Here is a 19,309-nt window from a genome sequence, read left to right on the forward strand (position 1 = left end):
AAAAATGAGGGTTTCGACCTGATCAGTATGTCGAATAATCGGCTGCGCGAACCAGCTTAATCTGGGTCCTGCAGAAAAACCTCGAGGGTTGTGCCCACCGCATTGGCGCAACGGGCTGAGCACGCCGATGGTCAACTCGAGTCGAAACCCACCGTCCGAATTTGATATCGTCCCTGAAGATGATGGTTAAACGGAGCTTTATCATGGACGACGGCGCCCCCCTTCCCCAGACAGAATCAAAGCGCTTGGAACGCGTGGCGCAGCTGTGCGCCCGGGACACTCAAGAAGATCCCGTTTTCAATAAAATCGTGGCAATGACCAGTGAGTACTTCAACGCGCCGATCGCGCTGATCTCCATCGTCGATAAGCACGAACAATGGTTCAAGGCGCGCATCGGTATCGAGGAGTGTTCCACACCGAGAAGTGCCTCGTTCTGTGCCTACTCGCTGCTGGACAATCAGCCCCTGGAAATCCTGGATGCACGCAGCGACCCGCGCTTCAAAGCCAATATCCTGGTGACGGGCGCACCGTTTATCCGCTATTACGCCAGCGCCCCGCTGTTGACCGACGATGGCTTATCGCTGGGCAGCCTGTGCTTTATCGATACCGTTGCGCGTGCGCCGATGAGTGCGCAAGACGCGGCGATGCTCAACCACCTGGCCGAACTCGTGATGATGCGGATCATGGGCGTACGCTCCAGGAACTACATTGACCAGCCGACCGGCCTGTTCAACCGCTTGCGGTTCGAAGAGGATATCCGTGAGACGCTCACCCGCGAGGGCGCGATCAGGATTTACGCGGTGGATGTCACCTCCCCCAAGTTTCTCAACGATGTGGTCAAGGCCTTGGGCTACAGCTTTGCGCAGGACCTGATCCTTGCGATAAAACAGCGCTTGCACGCCCTCCTGCCGCCGGAGTGCCTGCTGTATAAAATCAGCCCGACGCGTTTTGGCTTCCTGATCGCGGGCAGGGTTGATCGAGAGCTCATCAGCCCGCGGATTATCGAGAGCTTCAAAACGGCCGTCGATTGCCACGGTATTCCTATCCTGATGCACGTCGGCATTGGCATCCTGCCGATTAACGACAACGACGAGCAGGACTGGCTGCGCTTGGTCATCAGCGCTGCAGATGCCGCGAGAGACCGTGGCCTGGGCTATTTACTCTATGACCCCACGTTCGATGCCACGCAACAACGGGCCTTCACCCTCTTGAGTTCGCTGTCGCAGGCCATCCGCGCCGAGGATCAGCTCAGGCTGGTATTTCAACCGAAAATCAACTTGCCCAGCGGCAGATGCGAGGCGGTAGAAGCCCTTATCCGCTGGGATCACCCACTGCTGGGGACCATCAGCCCCGCAGAATTCATACCGCTGGCTGAAAAGACCGCATTGATGCCGTCCTTGACCTCATGGGTCCTGAACGCGGTGATCGATCAAGCCACTCTCTGGCGCAAACGGGGACTGGTCCTGAAAATCGCGATGAACGTCACGGTGGGCGACCTGGAAAGCCCCGCCTTCGTTGACACACTCATCGGGCGTCTTGAGGCTGAGCAACTCCCCGCAGACCGACTGGAGTTGGAATTCACTGAAAGCACCCTCATGACCAACCCGACGGAAGTGGTTCAGCAACTCACCCGCCTGCGCGATATGGGAGTCGAGGTTGCCATCGACGACTTCGGTACCGGCTACAGCAACTGGATCTACCTGAGTACCTTGCCGACCAGCACGGTCAAGCTGGATCAGTCCCTGATCAGCAACCTGACAACCAATGAAAAAGATAAACGCCTGGTGAAAAACCTGATTGAACTGGCCAGTGGCCTGGGCTATCGCGTGGTGGCCGAGGGCGTGGAAAACCAGGACATTTTCGACCTCGTGAAAGCGTGGGGCTGCCACGAGGCGCAGGGGTATTTGATAGGCAAGCCAATGGCTGCAAAGGATTTGGAGGCGTGGGTGAACAGTCACGCGTTTACCGCGTAAACACCGGTGTCAGGGCTGGAACCCCAGGGAACCGGGAGGAAATGAAAAGAGAGACCGAGGTCTCTCTTCATAAATCGCAGGCAAAAAAAAGCCACTCTATTGAGTGGCTTTTTCTTTGTGTTTGGAGCGGGAAACGAGACGTGTACTAGGACGCTAAGTCGTTGTTTCCCAAACACTTTCTTCGCTGAGGTGGCTAGCGAAGACCTCAATTGTAGCCTTGTTTTTCGTCCCCGGCAACAAGTTCGTCCAAAGAAATCCAACGACGTCCAGAGACGTGCACTCCGCACCGGAGCCGCATTCGGCAACATCGCCATACGGACGGCCTCGAACTCGCCACACCAGTTCTCTGCTTCCACATCGAATGCGATGCCGACCAGCTAGCAGCCTTCCGATGTCGCCGATCTCGGCGCAGTTCGGATGCCACCGTGGAAGTACACGCACCGGCGCACTGTGGCACTCACCGGAGCAGGCCGCGCCAAAGGAACGCACACCCTAGCCATGATGGGTAGGCGCGCGATTCTTTATGGGTATATCAGGATGCCAGGATAAGAATGACGGGAGCGGATTCGCTGCGTCTGACTGGACGTTGGATGGGGATTGCGCCCTCTTCGCATCCCTTGAGACCGCTGGCATATCAGGTCATACCCAGGCGGTTTTGCAGAGGCCGCAACTTCTTACGACCCTGATAGCGTGAGCGTCACTGTCGGGCTTGCTTCCCGATGCTCGGCCTTCACTTGACCAATAGATTTTTGCACATCGAACACGCGCCGGCTACCAGCAACGCGAACCGTAGAGACGCAATTAAGACCATGAACAAGCGGATCTCGGATCTCGCTTCTGCAGAGGCCGACCATGAGGTTGGCACCAAAGGAGTCGCTATGTAGTTCTCCTAGAAGGAGATGGGAGCATGTACGACAAACCACCTCTAACCAAGGTGTTCTATCGCCCGATTGAAGCCTCCATCAGGTGGGCCGGGTTGCTGCGGTTCAAACATCTTGTCCTGGCCTCGATCTCGTCGCCAAGGAACCTACCGAAGTCGTTAGATTGTCCCCGTTGGAGCGAGCTTCGCCTGTACACCGACCGCATCTACGATGGAATCCTTAACGGGGAGTTGCCGTTCGGGGAGAACGGCATCACGACACATGATCCCGCTTTGATCGACTCCCCTGATCTCACCGTTCGCCACGTCGATCTGAAGCGTTGGATGCACCAGCACTACCCCGAGCACCGGCCAGGCTTTCTATTCTCGCGCAGCGAACGCATCGCCCATCCGGTCATCTCGCTGGAGACCGGGCAAGCCATGCTGGTCGAACAGTTGGCGCTGAAATCCGCCTTGGAGCAGTCCAGACGCCAACTTCGCGAGTTGCAGGACAAACACAATGCGCTGCTCAAGCAATCCACGGTGATCCCCGCCTGCGCGCAGTGCCCGATCAGCGATCGGGCCGAGGCCACCTACCTGAACATCATCGGGGCCATGCTGGAGTTGATGCTCGGCCAGTCGCCATCGGGCACGCCGTACTCCAGCTTCAAGACGCAGGAGGCCGTGGTCAGCGCACTGGTCGCCCATCACCACGGCGTCATGGGTATCGCCGAGCGGACATTGAACGGCAAGTTCGCCACGGCCAGGCGCCGGCTGCATAGCGCCACGCTCTGAGGATTTCCAGCTTGTATGTGCAATCGCGGAGATTGCATTTGCAATGTCTTTCCGCAGCCGTGTCTATTGAATAGAGGTCACGCCAACAAACGCCACTGAGCGTTCAGGAGTGACCGCCATGTCGCAAACACCTGTACTGCCGCCCAACGAGCGCCGCATCCTGCGCCTGGAAGAAGTCGAAGCGAAGTCCGGCTTCAAACGTGCCCACATCTACAACCTGATGAAGAAGCGCCAGTTCCCGCAGGCGCTGCGCCTGGGTGTGCGTGCCGTCGGCTGGGATTCCATCGAAATCGACCAGTGGATCGCCGAGCGCGTCAACAACCGGGCCTGACCCGTTCTCCCGCGGACCTTCCATCCTCACACGGAGAACGCCATGCAGGTCGTATCCATCATTTCAACGAAAGGTGGCGTCGGCAAGACCACCACGGCCGCGAACCTGGGCGGGCTCGTCGCCGATGCGGGGCTGCGCGTGCTGCTGATCGATCTCGACGTGCAGCCCACCTTGTCGTCCTACTACGAACTGGGCCACCGCGCGCCTGGCGGCATCTACGAGTTGCTGGCCTTCAACGAGCGTGACCTCGGCCAGCTCGTGTCCCGCACGATCATCACGGGCCTGGACCTGGTGCTGTCCAACGACCACCGGGGCGAGTTGAACACCTTGCTGCTGCACGCGCCGGATGGGCGCCTGCGGCTGCGGCACCTGCTGCCGATCCTGGCTCCGCTCTATGACCTGGTGCTGATCGACACCCAGGGCGCGCGCTCCGTGCTGCTGGAGATGGCGGTGCTCGCCTCCGACGTTGCGCTGTCGCCCGTGACCCCGGAAATCCTCGCGGCCCGCGAGTTGCGGCGCGGCACCATGCAGTTGCTCGAAGACATAGCACCGTACCGGCACCTGGGCATCGAACCACCGGCGCTGCATCTGCTCATCAACCGCGTCCACCCGGTGTCGGCGAACGCTCGGCTGATCCAACAGGCCCTGCGCGACCTGTTTCAAGATCATGCCGGCATCCGGGTGCTGACCACCGACGTGCCGGCCATCGAGGCCTATCCGCGCGCCGCGACACGCGGCCTGCCGGTGCATCGGGTCGAGTACCGCCAGCCACCGGGCAGAGTCGCCCCCGCCGCGCTCCACACCATGCGCGACCTCGCTGGCGAACTGTTCCCGCAATGGCAGCACCGATTTGCCGCGGTGTCCGGCCGCCCGCCATTCCCTCTTGATACCGGGAGGCCCCATGGCGAACGCACATGAACTGGCCCGAGGCCACAAGCGGCTGCGCGCCCTGATCGAATTCGCTGTCGGTGAGGGCTGGCACGTCAAGCGCACGCCGGGCGGCCACCTCAAATTCACCAAGGCAGGCTGCGCCGCGATCTACACCAGTTCGACGGCCAGCGACCACCGAGCGGCCCTCAACGCCCGCGCGCAAATCCGCCGCGCCGAGCGCGAGGCCCGATCCCAGGCGCAGGGAGGCTGCCATGGCTGAGATCACCTCCCAGCAAATGGCCGGCAAACTGCTCGCAGCGGGGTTCGAGCGCAGCGGTCCGTCCGCGGCGGCCTTGAGCGACCCGATCGCCGACACGCCCATGGTCGTGACCCTCGACCAACTGCGTCCCTACGACCACGACCCACGCAAGAAGCGCAATCCGGCCTACGAGGACATCAAGGCGTCCATCCGCGAGCGCGGGCTGGACGCGGCACCGGCCATCACCCGACGGCCTGGCGAGGAACACTACATCATCCGCAACGGCGGCAACACGCGGTTGGCCATCCTGCGGGAGCTGTGGTCGGAGACCAAGGACGAGCGGTTCTTCCGCATATCGTGCCTGTTCCGCCCGTGGCCCAGTCGTGGCGAAGTTGTCATGCTGACCGGCCATCTGGCCGAGAACGAATTGCGCGGCGGCCTCACGTTCATCGAGCGCGCTCTCGGTGTCGAGAAGGCGCGCGAGTTCTACGAGCAGGAAAGCGGCACCACCTTGAGCCAATCCGAACTGGCCCGCCGCCTTGCGGCCGATGGCTTCCCGGTCCAGCAGTCGCACATCAGCCGCATGAACGACACGGTGCGCTACCTCCTGCCCGCGATCCCCGCCGTGCTCTATGCTGGCCTCGGCCGCCACCAGGTCGAACGCCTGTCGGTCATGCGCAAGGCCTGCATGTTCGCGTGGGAGCGCTACGCCAAGGGCCGCACGCCGGTCCAGGACTTCGACGAGTTCTTCCAGGAAGTCTTGTCGCAGTTTGATGTGCAGGCCGATGAGTTCTCCGCGCAGCGCGTACAGGACGAGCTGATCGGCCAGATGGCCGAGCTGCTGGGCGTCGATTACGACGTGCTCGCGCTGGACATGACCGAATCCGAGAGCCGCCAGCGCGCTCTGGTCAGTGATCCGACGCCACCCTCGACACCGCTCGCCTTGCCGGAGCCTGGGGCTATCGCGCGTCCACCTGCCAACACCGCGCCGCCTACCACAGAGCCCGTATCGGCAGCGCAGCCTGCAGGCCCCGCGTCTGCCCCCTCAGCGCGAGAGAGCGACACAGATGCCAACGAGGCGAGGACGGCGAGTCCGGCAACCGATCATCAGCGGCTTCAGGAGCACATCGTCTCGCCGGCGCCGACGACCGAACGGCTCCAGTCCATCCAGCGCATGGTCGCCGACCAATTGGGCGATGCGTTGCCGCCCGACTTCTCGGCGAACGTCTTGCAGTCAATCCCCGTGCAAGCTGGCGGGCTCTATCCGATCTCTGATGTCTGGTACATCGACGCGAGTCTGGAGACGCCCGAGCGCCTGCGCATCCACGTCGCGCAGTTCGCGCGCGAGATCGCGGGTGACGCCGGCCTGGACGAGTGCATCGAAGACAGTCCAGACGGCATCGGTTTCGCTTGCCGTGCCTACGCCCAGGACCCAGGGCCGCTTGGCCGTGCCGCTCTGGCGCTGCTGGCATGTCTGGCCGGTCAGCAGCCCGCCGATGTCGGCCTGGATAACGCGCAATTCGTCATCGACCTGTCGGCACTGCTGCATGGACAAGGGCATGCAACCCGGCGGCTGAGCGACACCGCACTGGTCAAGCTGTTCCGGCTGCTGCGGCTGGCCCGCCGTCTGCTCGACCTGGACGCCGGCGCTGCCGCCCCTGGAACGTGACCGAGGGAGACCAGCATGTCCGCACCACACCCACTCAACCAGGCCGTCATCGCCCAGGCCCTCTATGACCTGCGCAATGGGCAGCTGCGCCGCTGCAAGCTGATGGGGTTTGGCGAGGAAGAACTGGACGCCCTCAAGCATCCCGCGCTGATCAGCGTGCTGGCCAACGCCAACGTCTCCTGGTGCTCCGTGACGGTCAACCGCGAGGTCCTTCGGCGACTGCTCAAGCAGGCGCAGGACGTGGAGAAGGAAATCGCCACGGTCGATCGCATGCTCAGGCTGGGTGCGAGCACCGAGATGGTCAGCCGGTTCTATGGTTTGACCCACCAGGAGGTAGCGCTTCGCCGCGAAATCCTGGGCCTGCCCAAGCGCAAGGGCCGCCATCCCGTGTTGGACGAGAAGCAGGACACGGAGCTGTGGCGGCAATGGAAGGCCGTGACCAGCAGCAGGAACGTCGATCTCGAAGACGAAACCTCCATCCTCGACGCCACCATGGACTTGGCAGAAAGCATGTCGCTGCCTCTTTCGGTGGTCTGGGCCTCGATCAAGAGCTGGGTCGATCAGGGATTAGGTTGACCATGGCCGTGGACGACACCGCACCACGTCGTGGCCTCACAGCACTCGCAGACCTGTTCGACGCTGCGCTGAACGACCTTGCGCCCAAGCCCAAAACCGACCCGCCCCCCTCGCACCCCACGCCTGTCGCGATGCCCACAGGCCCGGCGTCTGGCGATGCCTTCCTGTTCAGTGGCAACCGGCACGAGACCGTACCGCGGCGGCTCTTCCTCGACCGTCGCCTGACGCCGCTGGAGCGCAACGCCTGGCAGGTCTTCCGGCTGATGCTCAACGACGATGGCGTGACGGCGTTCCCGACGTATGAACAGCTTCGGCCCTGGCTGGCGTCGATGCCCTGCGCCGGGCAAGCCTCACACGAAACCGTGGCGCGAGCCCTGACGCTGCTGCGCCTCACCCGATGGCTGAGCCTGGTGCGGCGACGGCGCGACCCCAAGACCGGCCGCATCCTCGGCAACCTCTATGTCCTGCATGACGAGCCGCTGACGCCCTTTGAAGCGATGCAGCTCGACGCCGACTACCTGGCGCTGGTCAGCCAGTCCCTCGGCCACTCGGCCAAGGCCGTCCAGATGGTCGGCCTGCACACACTCAAGGAAATCGCGGAAGACCCGCTGCTCTCCGGCCGCACGCTGCCGTCACGGCTGCAGGTCCTGGCCGAACGCCTCGCCAGCCAAGGCATCACGGCGACCGAAAGTTATCCACAGGAGGATGCCGCTCACGATTCCGAAGAAGGGCCGACGAGCCTTCTTCGGAATCCCGATGACCCCACTTCGGAATCCGAAGCAGGGCCGAAACCCGCGCCAGACGCCTCTCTTCGGAATCCGAAGCAGGCCCGTACAGTACGTAGTAGTCGTATTAATGAAGTACGTACTACCGCGCAGGCGCGCGCGCTGGGTGACCTGCAATGGCCCAAACGCTTCGCGGAACTGAAGGCAGAGCAGCAGACAGGTGCGCGGGTGGCATTGCAGCAAGTCGATGCCGCGCTGAGGCAGGCCGTGCTGGACGAATGGGCCACTCGATGCAGCAGCCGCGGCATCCGCAATCCCGCGGGGTATCTGTTCGGCATCATCCAGCGGGCCATCCATGGCGAGTTCAACGCCTGGGCCAAGAAAGACGCGCCATCGGCACACGCTCCGCCGAATGAGCGGCCACCACCAGCACCGCCACCATCCCAGCCACAGAGCAAGCCGGTGCCGCCAGAAGTCGCCAGGCAGCACATCGAGCGGCTGCGCAACCTGCTCGCCAGCAAGTGAGCGGGCTTGCAAGCCGGTGAAGTGGATGCCAGTGGCTTCCAGTAGAGCTATCCCCAGGGGATAGTTCCACTGACGGCTACACGTCGAACCGCTGCACGCCAAGCCCCGATCGCCTGCGGCGGGATCGGCCCTATCCGCGCTTGATCCGGGCGCGCAGCGTTGCTTGGCGCTCCATGGAACTATCCCCTGGGGATAGTTCCACTGACAGCTACGACGTCGAACCGCTGCAAGCCATGCCTCGATCGCCTGCCGCGGGCTCGGCCCTGTCCACGCTGATCCAGGCGCGCAGCGTTCCTTGGCGCTCCATGGCGCTATCCCCTGGGGATAGCTCGCGACGCATTCGACCGCCGCGCCGTGAACCGGGGACGGGCGGGTTTCGGTTTGTTGACTGACTGCCTTCCGCTTCCTGCCGAAGCTGGCCGCTCTTTTCCCACAACGAGCGGACACCATGGCAACCAATGAACCTCTGCAGCTGAACCTCGGCTCCTTGCGCAGCGCGATGTCGCTGACGCTGCACACCCACCACGCCTCGCGCATCTGGCACGGCCGCGCTGCCGCCGAGGGGCGACCTGGCATTGTCGGCCTGAACGGCTACATCGCCCAGATGAACAAGATGCGGCGCGGCTCGGAGCAGGACGACCCGTACAGCGACTTCTGGATGCTGCGCATCGAGGACAAGCTCGACCAGACCAAGGCTACGCTGCAATCGCTGCGCGAACAGGTGGACCAGGCCCTGGCGAGCGTGCCGCCGGCACTGACCCTGGGCGAGAACCTCAACGTACAACCCGTCAAGCTGCCGCTGTTCGTCAATGCGCAGCTCGGCTTTGCCGCCGTGTATCTGCTCGCCGACTACGACGACATCGCCCGCAAGTTGATCCTCGCGCACCACACTGCGCTGATCGATCGCTCGACGCTCGAACGCTGGCTCAACGAAGGCGCGCATGCGCTGCGCAGTCTTTTCAGCCTGGCCCAGCAGTACCGCTATTCGGGTTGCACACGCGACGACTTCGCTGCAAAGAATGCCGCAGCCCGGGGGGCATTGGAGAAATTCGGCGAACTGCCGCAGGACGTGCTCGAAGGCACGCGCCGCTCGAAGTTCGCGCCGCCCATCGCGCGCCGTGGCTTGCAGCAGCGCGGTGACGGTCCTGCCGCCACCGCATCCCCCAGCGACGAGGCCGCCGCAACCGAGGACCCCGAAGTGACGGCCGACGAGGACGAGCAGGCATGAGCGACCCGAACCGCGACACCCGCTACATCCGCGCCCTGCAACACCCAGCCTTCATGAGGCTGGAACACGCAGGCTCTCTAAAAGGCCTTTTAAAGCCTTTTAAAGGTAAAGGGGACTTGGAGGCATGGGCCAGCCAGTGTTTCGCCATGCGCGACAACTTGATTGGCTTGGCGCAGCGACAAGTGCTGCCACAGGCGATCGGGCATCCCTTCCACCTGCTGCCCATCGAGCTGGCCCAGCAGACCACTGGCGCAGGCACGACCTTTCTGCGCTGGCGCAAGCATGACCGCTCGGCCATGGGCGTGGCCCTGTGGCAGGAGCTGATGGCGAGTACCAGCACGCCGGTCAACCTACTCGCCGACCTGCACGCGATCGAGCTTCAGCGCATCACGCTGAACATGCAGGTCAGCCTGTTGCACACCTTGGGCAGGCAGGCCCAGGAGTGCGCCAGCAAAGCCGCCGCGGCGGAAGACGCCTACCTGCGCCGGCTCAAGTCCACCCCACCCGCGCTGCGTGATCCGTGATCGCGCCGGGCAACCCAGCACGCGCCCGTCACCGACCAGGTGCGGGTATTTCAACCACCAAGGAGATTGCAACATGAGCACGCATTTTTCTGGCGAGGGCAACATCGGCTCGCCCCCCGAGTACCGGGAGTTCCCCAACGGCAACGAGGAGCCGCGGCGCTTGCTGCGGCTGAACGTGTATTTCGACAACCCCGTCCCCACCAAGGGCGGCGACTTCGAGGATCGCGGCGGCTTCTGGGCGCCGGTGGAAATCTGGCACCGCGACGCAGCGCACTGGAAGGAGCTCTACCAGAAGGGCATGCGCGTGCTGGTCGTCGGTCGCATGGAGCGCGAACCTTGGACGGACAACGACGATCAGCCGCGCGAAACCTGGCAGATCAATGCCCGCAGCGTCGGCATCCTGCCGTTCCGCATCGAGTCCGTGATCCTCAGCCCCAGGCAGCAGGAGACCGCGCAGGACGCGCAGCCGAATTCCCAGGTCGCCCAGGAACCGACCGCGCCGAAGGAGCCGAAGCGCAGGAAGTGACAGCCATGGGGCGGCGGCAGTTGTCCGTCGCCCCGATGCCCTCGCGAGCTATCCCCAGGGGATAGCTCCATCAACGTCCACCGACTTCCACGCGCTCCCGAAAATCGCGGCTCCCGGCCCGTACACGCCCGGCCGCACGCCACTCTCGTCCCAGCCATTCCATCCCGTGAAAGTGGTCGCCACCGCATGCGGCTTGTTTGCTGCTGCCCCTGGTGGTGCTCGGCATCCTCGATTCCAGCAACTCAACGAACCACGGAAATCGGATGGACGGACATGCGGCTGTTCTTGTGCGAGAAGCCCTCCCAGGGCAAAGACATTGGCCGGATTCTCGGCGCGACACAGCGCGGTGAAGGCTGTCTCAGCGGCTCCGGCGTCACCGTCACCTGGTGCATCGGCCATCTCGTAGAAGCGGCCGCGCCCGAGGTCTATGACGCGGCGCTCAAGCGCTGGTCCCTGGAGCAGTTGCCCATCATTCCCCAGCAATGGCGGGTCGAGGTCAAACCGAAGACCGCCACGCAATTCAAGGTCGTCAAGGCGCTTCTGGCGAAGGCGACCCATCTGGTCATCGCCACCGATGCCGACCGCGAGGGCGAGTTGATCGCCCGCGAGATCATTGACCTGTGCGGCTACCGCGGCCCCATCGAGCGGTTATGGCTTTCGGCGCTCAACGATGCGTCGATCCGCACCGCGCTCGGCAAGCTGCGGCCGTCGTCCGACACGCTGCCGATGTACTACTCGGCGCTGGCGCGCTCGCGCGCCGACTGGCTCGTGGGCATGAACCTAAGCCGGTTGTTCACCGTGCTGGGCCGCCAGGCAGGCTACGACGGCGTGCTGTCGGTCGGGCGTGTCCAGACACCGACGCTCAAGCTCGTCGTGGATCGCGACCGCGAGATCGCGGCGTTCAAGTCGGTGCCGTTCTGGGCTATCGACGTGTCCTTGTCCGCGGGCGGTCAGGCTTTCAGCGCGCAGTGGGTTCCGCCCGATGGCTCCACGGACGACGCCGGCCGTTGTCTGCAGCAGCCGGTCGCGCAGCAGGCCGCGCAGCAGATCCGCGCTGCGGGCAGCGCCCAGGTGGTATCGGTCGAGACCGAGCGCGTGCGCGAAGGCCCGCCGCTGCTATTTGACCTGGGCACCTTGCAGGAGGTTTGTTCCAAGCAGCTTGGGCTGGACGTGCAGGAGACCTTGGAGATCGCCCAGGCCCTGTACGAGACGCACAAGGCCACCACGTACCCACGCTCCGATTCGGGCTACCTGCCCGAAAGCATGTTCGCCGAGGTGCCCACGGTCCTGGACAGCTTGCTCAAAACCGACCCTTCGCTGCATCCCACCGTGGGCCGGCTCGACCGCTCCCAGCGCTCACGCGCCTGGAACGACGGCAAGGTCACGGCGCACCACGGCATCATCCCGACGCTCGAACCCGCAAACCTCTCTGCGATGAGCGAGAAGGAGCTGGCCGTGTACCGACTCATCCGGGCGCACTACCTGGCACAGTTCCTCCCTCACCATGAGTTCGACCGCACTGTCGCCGAGCTGTCCTGCGGCCAACAGAAGCTGGCGGCCACCGGCAAGCAGGTGGTCGTCAAGGGCTGGCGCCTGGTGCTGGCCGAGCCGCAAGCGGACGAGGATGGAGAAGCCACGGCGCGCAGCCAGGTGCTCCCCGCGCTGCGCGAGGGCATGGCGTGCCGGGTGGCCGAAGCGGAGATCAAGGCGCTCAAGACGATGCCGCCCAAGCCCTACACGCAGGGCGAACTGGTCAAGTCCATGAAGGGGGTCGCCAAGCTGGTGATGGACCCGCGCCTGAAGCAGAAGCTCAAGGATACGGTCGGCATCGGCACCGAGGCGACACGGGCCAACATCATCAGTGGGCTGATCGCCCGCGGCTACATCGTGAAGAAAGGACGCTCCATCCGTGCATCGGACGCGGCATTCACGTTGATCGACGCCGTGCCCGCGGCGATTGCCGACCCCGGAACCACCGCCGTGTGGGAGCAGGCGCTCGACATGATCGAGGCCGGACAGCTCACCCTGGATGTGTTCATCGCCAAGCAGGCCGCATGGATTTCGCAACTGATCGCGCAGTACGGCAGCACCTCGCTGTCCATCAAGGTTCCCCAGGGACCCGCTTGCCCGCAGTGCGGCGCTCCGACACGTCAGCGCACCGGCAAGACCGGCCCCTTCTGGTCGTGCAGTCGCTACCCCGACTGCAAAGGCACGCTGCAGGTCGAAACCGGCACGTCCAAGCGCGGTGCCTCGCGTCCGCGCAGCAGCGGCCGCAAGGGCTCCTGACCGACCCCGCTCCCCGAGAGCCGTGCCCGCCATCGGCGGCGTGGCCCATGTCCCGCACGCCCTGCGGGACGCCCAGCGCGCAACGCCTTCTCTTGTCCGTGTGCGCGTCCCGCCCGGCCGTCCCCGGCCGCGGGACCTGAAGGTAGCTTCTCCGCGAACCGCCTCCCGCGCGTTCTGCTGATCTGCATTTTTCCGCCTCTGCGAAGGGTCCCCCGATGGCTTGCCAGGCTGCGAGCCACCCGGAGACCCTTCGTGGTCAGCGGTATTCGATGCCGTGCCCAACGGCGAAAAACTGGGCTCCTTTTGTGCGCGGATGTGCGCCAGAAGATGCCGGCGCCAACCACGACATGCGCCGGGTGCGATTGCTGACAGCAGACGGTTCTAGCGACGACCGGGCCTGCCAATCAGCCCACGGGTGGTTCCGTCCTCCCGAGCCGGAGGCCGCAAGGCCTTCGGCGCCTTTCTCCTGCCAATCAACGTCCGGCCCGGCCACACGGTCCAGTGCCACACGAACAGGAGACCCGACATGAATCCGCAACCTCGCACCCCACGCGGTGCGCCCCAGGCCGCGCCACTGCTGTACGGCAGCGTGTGCAGCGGCATCGAGGCCGTGAGCCTCGCCTGGCAACCCCTCGGCCTCGAAGCCGCGTGGTTCGCCGAGATCGAGCCGTTCCCGAGCGCCGTGCTCGCCCACCGCTACCCCCGCGTGCCCAACCTGGGCGACATGACCGCGATCGCCCGCCAGGTGCGCGCCGGCACCGTGCCGGCGCCCGACATCCTGGTCGGCGGCACGCCGTGCCAGTCGTTCAGCGTTGCAGGTAGCCGTCGCGGGCTGGATGATCCGCGCGGAGCCCTTTCCCTTGCCTATGTGGAGCTTGCCAATGCCATCGACCAAACCCGCCAACAAGACCGCCGCCCGGCGGCCACGCTCGTCTGGGAAAACGTCCCCGGCGTCCTCAACGACCGCAGCAATGCCTTCGGGCATTTCCTGGGGGCACTGGCCGGAGAAAGCCGTGCGCTCCAGCCGCCAGGGGATCGGTGGGCGCACGCTGGTTGTGTGTCTGGACCCCACCGCCGCATCGCCTGGCGCGTGCTCGATGCTCAATATTTCGGTGTCGCCCAACGCCGCAAGCGCGTGTTTCTTGTGGCAAGTGGTGGAGATGACCTCGATCCCGCAGAAGTACTTTTTGAGCGCGCAGGCCTGCTCGGGGATTCTTGTGCGGGCCGCGCGCCGTGGCAAGAAGCTGCCCACGATGCTGGACCGGGTGCTGAAGCAGCAGGCGCATGCGCAGGACTTGCAGGATTCGCAGGACTGAAGCAGCCCTACGGCAAGGTCACCACGACGTTCGGGTTCAGCGGCGGCACCGGCCCCGTCGATGTGGCCGCATGCCTGATGGCCGCAGGCCCCAAGCACGACATCCGCACCGAGACGTTCATGGTGCAGTCGGTCGCCGGCAGCATCGCCCACACCCTCGACACCGCCAACAACGGCAAGGGCAGCAGCGAGGACGGCACCGGCAAGGGCGTTCCGATCATCGCCTTCACCGCCCAGGGCAGCGGTGCCGATGCCACCCTCGACCTGACGCCGACGCTGCGCGCTGGCGGGCATCGCACCAGCCATGCGAACGCCGGCGTCGTGCCCGCCATCGCCTTCGCGCAGAACAACCGCGGTGAAGTGCGCTTCGAGTCCGGCCATGGGCAGGTGGCTTGCACCGTCCTGTCCAGCGGCAAGCCGGGCTACGGTGTACCAATGGTGGCCTGCGTGTCCCTGCGCGGCCGCGAGCAGGGCCTTGTCGCCGAGCTGGGCGGCAGCGTAGCGGCCGCACTGCGCACCAGTGGCGGCGGCGCGGACAAGCCCCATGTGCTGGCTCCCGACTTCGAGGCGCATTTCCACTACGACTGGAACGACCCTGGCCCCGGCGATTGGTCGCACTGGCGGGTGCGGCGATTGATGCCCGTGGAGTGCGAACGGCTGCAAGGCATGCCAGACGACTACACGCTGATCCCGTACCGCGGCAAGCCCGCCGCGGATGCTCCACGCTACAAAGCAATCGGCAACTCCATGGCCGTCCCGTGCATGGCATGGCTGGGCCAGCGCCTGGTGCAGTGTCTGCACAAGACGGGATCGACCGCTTCGGATTGATCGGCGACGCAGCGTGCGGGCCGCGCCATTCTCCCTCCTGCATTGCCGATGGTTCGGCAGCAGCCAGCAGCTAGGGTGTCAAGGCTGCCGTGGGTTCCGCCCACGCCACCCGCCAGTTCGCCTCGGCATCTCACCGGCGAACGCTGCCCACCGGGGCATCGATGCCTCATTTCTCCAACCCACGGGATGGCCGCCACGTCCCGTCAGGGGCATGTCGCCACCCGGTCGATTTCAGGACTTCCCATGGACAACATCACCAAGCAAGACCGCATCACGCTGAAGAACCTCAAGGTGGCCGACTTCGCCAGCGAGGAAACGCTGTGCTTCACCGCCACCGTCGTGTTCGACGGCACTCCCATCGCCGAGGCCCGCAACGACGGCCACGGCGGCTCGACGTTCCTCCACGCGCTCAACGGCAAGGCGGCGCTGTTGGCGCAGGCTGAAGCCTTCGCCAAGGGCCTGCCCCCCGCGCCGCTCGACCTCGGGCAGGAGGGTGAAGACCTTCACTACATCGACATGACGCTCGACTTTCTGGTCGATGAACTGGCCGATGCCACGCACGCGGAACGCAAAGTGCGAGCCGCGTTCAACCGCGATATCGGCAACAAGGTGCTGTTCATCAAGGACGGCAAACTGCTGTTCATCAAGGGCATCAAGCTCAAGGCCATCGCCGACCGCAAGGCGTACTTCGCTTCGCTGCGCACCCGGCAGGCCCAGCCCATCGTCATCCTCGCCGAGCTTCCGCCCGAGCAGGCATTCGACCTGTGGAAGCAGCATGTCCTGGGCGACAAGCCCGCCTGACCCAGCGCCGAAACAACCTCCTGACAGCCCCGCACTCGTGCGGGGTTTTTTCTTCCGGCGCCCATCAATCGGGGCTGGGCCGAATGCCGTTTTCCAACTGACACGACGCGGCCCGCGCACGAAGCTGCCCGCATGTTCGCTGATTCGTCAGCACATGCCAGCAGCCAGGGTTCCAGGCTGCCGCGGGTCTATCCCGCGTTGCCCACCAGTCCGCATCGCATCAAGTCTGCGGACGCGCGTCCGCGTGACGTCGATGCTTTTTATCAACCGCGTGCGGGAGCTGCCATCCCGTGAGGGACGAGGCCCCGCTTTTCCAAGGAGCCCGTCCATGTCCCAGCAAGCCTCTTTCGGCCAACTGGCCCTGACCTACTGCGGCAAGTTCCTGCCGCTCGAAGTCCTGCAAAGCGCCGCCGGCCACTACATCGGCACGCGCGACACCGAAGGCCCCGTTTCGCGGGAATCCCACGAGTACTTCCGCAGCTATGCCGCGGGTCAACGTGCCCTCGAAAGAGGCGGCTGGTCCCAGCTCGCCATTCCCTGATCCAACTGGAGGAATCACGTCATGAACCAGCTACTGCCGCGGGAAGTCGTCGATCAGATCATGCGGGAAGAACAGCATTTCGCTGCCGCGCCCCAAGCCTTTTTCGAGGCATGGAAGCGCGGCGTCGAGATTGCTGGCCCCGAGTGGTTCGGCGACGGCACCCGTGAAGGTCTGAACCAGGCCAAGAGCAAGTGGGATCTGCGTCCCAACATGCTGCAGCTCAACGACGCCCTCGGCGTCCTGAGCAGCGGCGAACGCATGTTCCTGTCCGCCATGGTCAGCTTCTACAACGCGCGTGAGGGCGGTGCCATGCTCAAGCGCTGCCACTTCCACGGGCTGTCGGACTTCGACGGTCTCGACCTGCAACGCCGCAAGGTCATCGCCGACCTGCTCGTGAACTACAGCGGTTGGTGAGCCGGTCGCCGGCACACCGCTGTTTTTCGTTCCCCCCGAGAGGGACATGCCCCCACAAGGCCATGTCCCTCAATTTCTTCTCCATCACCCTGCGGATGCCATCGTCCGCATGGACTGGCTTCGCTCACTTCTCGAAAGGAGCCAGCATGGCGAACAACTACTACGAAGGCACGGGCGTTCTCGTGCTAGAGCGTGTCACCCCCGTCATCAAGGCGCTGTTCGGCGCCTTCGCGCTGGACGAAGACCATCCCGGCAACGGGCAGGCCTACATCGCTCAAATCGCCGAGACCAATGATCCGCGCTGGACGGATGTGTTGGACGGCCTGGAAGGCCTGGCCGCACAAATCGGCATCCCCATGCCCGACGACGAAGAGTTGTCGATTCCGCCTCTGCTCGAACGGCTGGCCGCGCACTTCGGTGCCGAGCAGGACGGGGAGCTGGAGAACCTGATCGAGCACCACAAGTTCGAGGACAGCGCCGACCTGGAAGCCTTGCTTCTGATCTCCTCCTGCTTCGATGACGGCCATCACCTGAGCGCCATCCAGTTCGAGGGCTGCTGGTATTGCAGCAGGCCTAGGTTGTTCGAGTTCGGCGGCGATGGCTGCTACCTGAGCCGCGAGATCCAGGTCTTCCGAACGTCCTCGCAGGCGCTCCAACTCGGCGACCAACTGCGCAAGACGATCCTGGCCGCCGACATCGAAGAGGCCTCGGCGTTGATCGCGCTGGAGGTCGCCAACCTGCTCGCAGGCATCAACGACGAACAGTTCCGCCTGACTGTGCGCCATCGCGTCGCCGAACGGCTGGCCCAGATGCCAACGATCAGCGCCGTCTGACGCATTTTCCCCTTTCAACCCACCGGGTCCAATTCCCGGTGGCGGGAATTGGCTCCATTATTCAATCTGGAGTGTTCCCATGTCCCAGAAACCCAATCCCTTTCTCCGTGGCTACTGGAATCTGAAAATCGTCCGCACGCTGTGCATCAGCTACGAGGACGGAAGCCCGCATGTCTGGAGAAACATCCACGCGAGCCAGCAGCACTTCTCCGACGAGGCATTGGTTTCATCCTCCTGCATCGTCACCAGCGATTTCGCGGTGGTCAGTAACGGCTCCGAACCCGTGAGTGCCGAGGTGCTGGCCGAATGCGATGCCGGTGAAGGCGTCAGTAGCGAAGGCGTGATCGGTGGCGTGGTCTATGCCATCCATGGCGACGACTTCGACGGCCGCCCCGTTCACGTCGGCGACGCCTATTCGGCCGAGGCCGCGCGGGAAGTCGTGCAGCGCCTGAGTTTCGAGACCGGCTATTACAGCCGTTGCTGGGAAATCAGCACCGCACACATCAGCCAGGAAACCGGCCAGTACCTCGCCAACTTGGCTGACCTCGCCACGCCGGAGGCCTTTCTGTTCATCGCGTTCCGGGTTCCGTACAGCCCGGCGATTGGCGTCAAGCTGATCTCCACGCCCTGGACGGACCAGAACCTGGAGCACGCCGAGGGCATCAGCGCAGAGCAGCTTCGGCAGGAGCACCGCAACAAAGGCATGCCGGACGACCTGGCGAACATCCTTGAACTGGCTGGCCAGGCCGATGTTCGCATCCTGATCCTCGACGCCGACGCTCCCGTGCTGCTGGGCCTGCCGCTGGTCGAGTCCTAGCAGCCTCGCCACGCACCGGCCTTCCTCTTTGTCTCCCCCAAGCCGGCCCGACTCCTCGCCAGGAGCCGGGCTGGTCCATTTTCATAGGAGCACCCTCATGTTCCCCGATCTCATCTCGCGCGTACCCGACTTCGAGCACCAACTCGGAGCCTGCGTCAATGCCATGAGCCAGGACGACGCCATCGGCCAGATCCTGGTATTCGAGCGCATGCGTGGCACGCTGCACATGCGCCATATCGCCAGCGCCGACCTGGTTGACACCGACATCGACGACTACGAAATGGTCGTGTTCGACGGTGGCAACACCAGCGGCGACACGTGGAAGCACGTTTTCTTCCCGCGTCAGCGCGAGCACTACTTCGTGTACGAAGCCTGACCCCCCAAGCCCCTTCCGAGGGGCTTTTTCTTGTCCGCAGCGCAGGAAACCGGGTGCGGCGCAGTGCCGTTTCATGTGAGCGGGTAGCCCGGCCCAGGGCCATCCTTGCCCAATGTTCGTCGGCGTTGCCGACACATGCCCAGGCAGCCGAGGCCTTCGAGGCTGCAAGCACGGGAAGCCGTGCTGGTCGTTTCTTCCCACGGACGCACCGCGTCCATCCACCCACAAGGGACCTCTC

At 64.3% G+C, this 19,309-nt stretch carries 19 protein-coding genes; all 19 read left to right on the forward strand.

Going from position 1 to position 19,309, the window contains the following annotated elements; genetic code table 11:
• Positions 1-203: 203 nt before the first annotated feature.
• The 19 genes from QMX97_RS01540 (at position 204) to QMX97_RS01630 (ending at position 19,071) form a co-directional block, all read left to right on the forward strand.
• Positions 204-1,973 carry a sensor domain-containing phosphodiesterase gene (locus tag QMX97_RS01540; protein WP_282395717.1) on the forward strand — a complete coding sequence of 590 codons (1,770 nt, stop codon included), beginning with the start codon at positions 204-206 and terminating at the stop codon, positions 1,971-1,973.
• Positions 1,974-2,880: 907 nt separating this feature from the next.
• Complete coding sequence (locus tag QMX97_RS01545) at positions 2,881-3,627, forward strand: hypothetical protein (protein ID WP_034030533.1); 747 nt, start codon at positions 2,881-2,883, stop codon at positions 3,625-3,627.
• 118 nt (positions 3,628-3,745) lie between these two features.
• The gene (locus tag QMX97_RS01550) at positions 3,746-3,958 is read left to right on the forward strand and encodes an AlpA family transcriptional regulator (protein ID WP_011347600.1); all 213 of its coding nucleotides are present in this window, start codon (positions 3,746-3,748) and stop codon (positions 3,956-3,958) included.
• A gap of 42 nt (positions 3,959-4,000) precedes the next feature.
• Positions 4,001-4,876 carry a ParA family protein gene (locus QMX97_RS01555; RefSeq protein ID WP_034030422.1) on the forward strand — a complete coding sequence of 292 codons (876 nt, stop codon included), beginning with the start codon at positions 4,001-4,003 and terminating at the stop codon, positions 4,874-4,876.
• Positions 4,860-5,108 carry a hypothetical protein gene (locus QMX97_RS01560; protein ID WP_034030424.1) on the forward strand — a complete coding sequence of 83 codons (249 nt, stop codon included), beginning with the start codon at positions 4,860-4,862 and terminating at the stop codon, positions 5,106-5,108. Before QMX97_RS01555 ends, QMX97_RS01560 begins: the two co-directional genes overlap by 17 nt.
• Positions 5,101-6,756 carry a ParB family protein gene (locus QMX97_RS01565; RefSeq protein ID WP_034030426.1) on the forward strand — a complete coding sequence of 552 codons (1,656 nt, stop codon included), beginning with the start codon at positions 5,101-5,103 and terminating at the stop codon, positions 6,754-6,756. The genes QMX97_RS01560 and QMX97_RS01565 overlap by 8 nt, the downstream gene beginning before the upstream one ends.
• Before the next feature lie 15 nt (positions 6,757-6,771).
• A complete protein-coding gene (locus QMX97_RS01570) occupies positions 6,772-7,332 on the forward strand; it encodes a DUF2857 domain-containing protein (protein WP_034030429.1) in 561 nt (186 codons plus the stop codon).
• 2 nt (positions 7,333-7,334) lie between these two features.
• Positions 7,335-8,582, forward strand: a complete 1,248-nt coding sequence (locus tag QMX97_RS01575; RefSeq protein WP_034030430.1) for an STY4528 family pathogenicity island replication protein — start codon at positions 7,335-7,337, stop codon at positions 8,580-8,582.
• 448 nt (positions 8,583-9,030) lie between these two features.
• Positions 9,031-9,810 carry a PFL_4669 family integrating conjugative element protein gene (locus tag QMX97_RS01580; RefSeq protein ID WP_034030432.1) on the forward strand — a complete coding sequence of 260 codons (780 nt, stop codon included), beginning with the start codon at positions 9,031-9,033 and terminating at the stop codon, positions 9,808-9,810.
• Positions 9,807-10,334, forward strand: a complete 528-nt coding sequence (locus tag QMX97_RS01585) for a DUF3158 family protein (protein WP_034030434.1) — start codon at positions 9,807-9,809, stop codon at positions 10,332-10,334. The genes QMX97_RS01580 and QMX97_RS01585 overlap by 4 nt, the downstream gene beginning before the upstream one ends.
• A 73-nt stretch (positions 10,335-10,407) precedes the next feature.
• Positions 10,408-10,860 (forward strand): single-stranded DNA-binding protein, encoded by a 453-nt coding sequence (locus QMX97_RS01590; RefSeq protein ID WP_058199404.1) that lies wholly within the window; start codon positions 10,408-10,410, stop codon positions 10,858-10,860.
• A gap of 273 nt (positions 10,861-11,133) precedes the next feature.
• Positions 11,134-13,146 (forward strand): DNA topoisomerase III, encoded by a 2,013-nt coding sequence (locus QMX97_RS01595; protein WP_034032947.1) that lies wholly within the window; start codon positions 11,134-11,136, stop codon positions 13,144-13,146.
• A gap of 526 nt (positions 13,147-13,672) precedes the next feature.
• Positions 13,673-15,289, forward strand: a complete 1,617-nt coding sequence (locus QMX97_RS01600; protein WP_034032946.1) for a DNA cytosine methyltransferase — start codon at positions 13,673-13,675, stop codon at positions 15,287-15,289.
• A 243-nt stretch (positions 15,290-15,532) separates the two neighbouring features.
• Entirely contained in the window at positions 15,533-16,090 is a 558-nt protein-coding gene (locus tag QMX97_RS01605; protein WP_034032945.1) for a hypothetical protein, read from the forward strand.
• Between the two features lie 328 nt (positions 16,091-16,418).
• On the forward strand, positions 16,419-16,631 hold the full coding sequence (locus tag QMX97_RS01610) for a hypothetical protein (RefSeq protein ID WP_034032944.1): 213 nt from the start codon (positions 16,419-16,421) through the stop codon (positions 16,629-16,631).
• 21 nt (positions 16,632-16,652) lie between these two features.
• Positions 16,653-17,045, forward strand: coding sequence for a hypothetical protein (locus QMX97_RS01615; protein ID WP_034032941.1), 393 nt, complete (start codon positions 16,653-16,655; stop codon positions 17,043-17,045).
• Between the two features lie 146 nt (positions 17,046-17,191).
• The gene (locus QMX97_RS01620) at positions 17,192-17,878 is read left to right on the forward strand and encodes a hypothetical protein (protein WP_034032939.1); all 687 of its coding nucleotides are present in this window, start codon (positions 17,192-17,194) and stop codon (positions 17,876-17,878) included.
• A 79-nt stretch (positions 17,879-17,957) separates the two neighbouring features.
• Complete coding sequence (locus tag QMX97_RS01625; protein ID WP_034032938.1) at positions 17,958-18,695, forward strand: hypothetical protein; 738 nt, start codon at positions 17,958-17,960, stop codon at positions 18,693-18,695.
• Between the two features lie 97 nt (positions 18,696-18,792).
• Entirely contained in the window at positions 18,793-19,071 is a 279-nt protein-coding gene (locus QMX97_RS01630) for a hypothetical protein (protein WP_034032937.1), read from the forward strand.
• Positions 19,072-19,309 lie beyond the last annotated feature (238 nt).

Origin of the sequence: Pseudomonas sp. PS01298 (assembly GCF_029959745.1) — a bacterium.
GTDB classification, from domain to species: Bacteria; Pseudomonadota; Gammaproteobacteria; order Pseudomonadales; family Pseudomonadaceae; genus Aquipseudomonas; species Aquipseudomonas aylmerensis.